General features: G+C 43.3%; 2 protein-coding genes. One reads left to right on the forward strand and one right to left on the reverse strand.

Annotation, left to right across the window (positions count from 1 at the left end):
* Positions 1–9: 9 nt before the first annotated feature.
* Positions 10–828, reverse strand: coding sequence for a hypothetical protein (locus D4N35_RS17590; protein WP_120075988.1), 819 nt, complete (start codon positions 826–828; stop codon positions 10–12).
* Between the two features lie 405 nt (positions 829–1,233).
* Between D4N35_RS17590 and D4N35_RS17595 the strand changes: the two genes are divergently transcribed.
* Positions 1,234–2,574, forward strand: a complete 1,341-nt coding sequence (locus tag D4N35_RS17595) for an MATE family efflux transporter (protein ID WP_120075990.1) — start codon at positions 1,234–1,236, stop codon at positions 2,572–2,574.
* The last annotated feature ends 119 nt before the right edge of the window (positions 2,575–2,693 follow it).

Below are 2,693 nucleotides of genomic sequence, written 5' to 3' on the forward strand. Positions count from 1 at the left end.
ATAATTTATTTAGCTCAAATTATATAGCTTGTTCAACATAAAGGGCTTTGCCCTCTCCGGATAAATGCCTTCTGTCAGGAGCCATCTCCAAGAAAATTGCCCACTGTTTTGCCCAATCGTTCCAAAGAACAACAGATCTGGTTTAATTATATTGACCGGAAGCCCTCTAGTGTGAAAAATCCTTCCGTCGTCCAACTTTTCAAGAATAACCGTCTCATCAATAATGTCAATCACCTGAAAAAGGGTATGAAAAGATCTGTTAAAATGATAAAGCAAGTGTTCAATTCGATCAAAATCTTTTTTAAAATCCCAGCCCTCCTTATGGAAATCCGGATATTGCTTGAGAAATAGGCGGTTGAGGAGTCGTTCGCATATTTTTAAATCAATCAACGCTTCGTCAGAATAGGTCCTAACCTCTTGAGTCCACCTGGTGCCGGCATTCTTATCAATACGTTTGACAAACTTATTAAGTTCAGAAAGGAAATTCTCGACTTCTTTCTCTTCTTCAGTGACTTTAAAGTGGTGGGGGAAATGGGCGAAAATGAGTTCTTCCCAAAAGGGAGGATGACAGTCATTCCAACTTGGAGGACAGTGATCTTCCAGGTAATCGGTCATGTAGCTTGAAAAGACTTGAAGAAATTCATTGCGGATCATACAACGGGGCTTTTCGCGCTTAAAGGCTATTAAGTCTTTCCCATAGTACTGATACAGCCCGCGGTATCGCATCTTAAACTGGGAGCTGACCTGCAAATCGCACAGAAACTCCTGATATTCTTCCGGACTGGCGAAAGAGTGCTTGAACACTTTGACCTCAGGGAGTTGATTCAATATTTATTCAACCTGCTTTCATAATGGATTTATTGGAGCCAGTATAGCGTACCCCCGCAAGCCTGTCATATCGTCAAAATTGAACTTTTCCCGGATGCTTTTGTTGAAAAATAAGATTTAGAGAAATTTTTAACGGCTTGGCTTACCTTTCGGAGACGAAAAGTTAAAAAATCGCAAAAAATAAATCCCACGCCAGATGAAGCCCGGTTAATTTTTCGTCCGATTAATACTTTGAATATCTAATCAAACGTTTGATTAGCTGACTCAAAGCCAATAATCGTGCAATCAAAAAAGCCCGTTTTTTAAATCAAACGTTTGATTAGCTGTTCCAAAACCAAAATCATGCTTTTCCTTTCATCAAGCATATATAATGTGAGGAGTACCTTTTAGAAAGGATATCTCACGATGAAACAGCAGGATTTTACGGCCGGGCCGATTGGGAGGCAGCTCCTTGCTTTTTCGCTCCCGATTCTGGTCACCAATCTTCTTCAGACTTCCTATCAATTTATCGACAGTCTTTGGGTCGGGAATTTGCTCGGGGCCAATGCTCTTGGGGCTGTGGCAGTTTCGAGCACGGTCATTTTTACTGTTCTTTCTTTTATCATCGGTGTGAATAATGCGACGCTGACAGTCCTTTCCCAGCTAAAAGGGAAGGACGACGAGGCCAGGCTGAGGAGTTTTGTCAACGCATTTGTTGTCATTTTAAGCGGCATGGCGATCGCTCTCGGGGTGGCAGGGTTTATTTTTGCAAAAAATATTCTCCAGTTCCTTGGCACTCCTTCTTCAATGATTGCAGAGGCTGTCAGTTATTTGCAGATTAACTTTCTCGGAATCTTGTTTTTGTTCGGCTATAACTTTATTTCCACAGTTTTCAGGGCGCTCGGAAACAGTAAAACACCTGTCCGCTTTGTCTTGATGGCCGTCATTTTGAATACGGTTCTTGACCCTTTGTTTATTTACGTCTTTGATTGGGGCATTGAAGGGGCGGCTTATGCTACAATTGTCGCGCAGGGAGCAGCATTTTTTTATGGCCTGTTTGTCAGCATCCGCTTCAAGCAGATCCCCTTTTCCATTCCAAAACTTCCAAAAAGGGAAGAGGCAACCATCATTTTAAAACAGGGGATTCCGTCCGGGCTTCAAATGACGGTGATTTCGGCAGGGCTTGCTGCGATCATGAGTGTTGTCACTTCATTCGGTCCTGATGCAGTGGCCGGTTTCGGGGCAGCCCAGCGTCTGGACAGCATCATCATGCTGCCGGCACATGCGCTTGGGACGGCGGTCAACAGTATGGCGGGACAGAATATTGCCATCAAACAGTGGGACCGGGTCAGGCAGATCACGGTGTATGCCCTGTTTTTGAACTTTGCTGCTATGTTATTGGCGGCTGTCATCATTTTTACTTTTGCAAGATGGGGAATCCGCATGTTCGTTTCTGATGAAGGGGCGGTTGCCTTTGGGACGGAATATGTGAAAATCATCGCCTTTTTCTATCCGTTTCTCGGCCTCAATTTTGTGTGGAACGGTGTTGTTCGGGCTTCAGGGGCCATGTTCCAGGTACTTATGCTCAATATTATTTCTTTCTGGGTCTTGCGTTATCCGCTCACGTTTATTTTCGCGAAATTAATAGGAGAAAAAGGAATCGGTGCCGGCATCGCCGCAAGTTTTGTCATCAGCAGCATTCTTGCATTCGGCTACTATCGATTCGGGAAATGGAGAGAAAGGGAGCTGTTTAAGGAAACGGTCTAATAAAATGCCGTGGGTAATCAGGATGAAACCTGAATTTTGAATACTTACGGTTTTCAAAAGCTGCATAACCATGTAAGATGGAACTATATATTAACCCAAATTACGAAAGTAAATTTACT

The organism is Siminovitchia fortis (assembly GCF_003605365.2).
GTDB classification, from domain to species: Bacteria; Bacillota; Bacilli; order Bacillales; family Bacillaceae_C; genus Siminovitchia; species Siminovitchia fortis.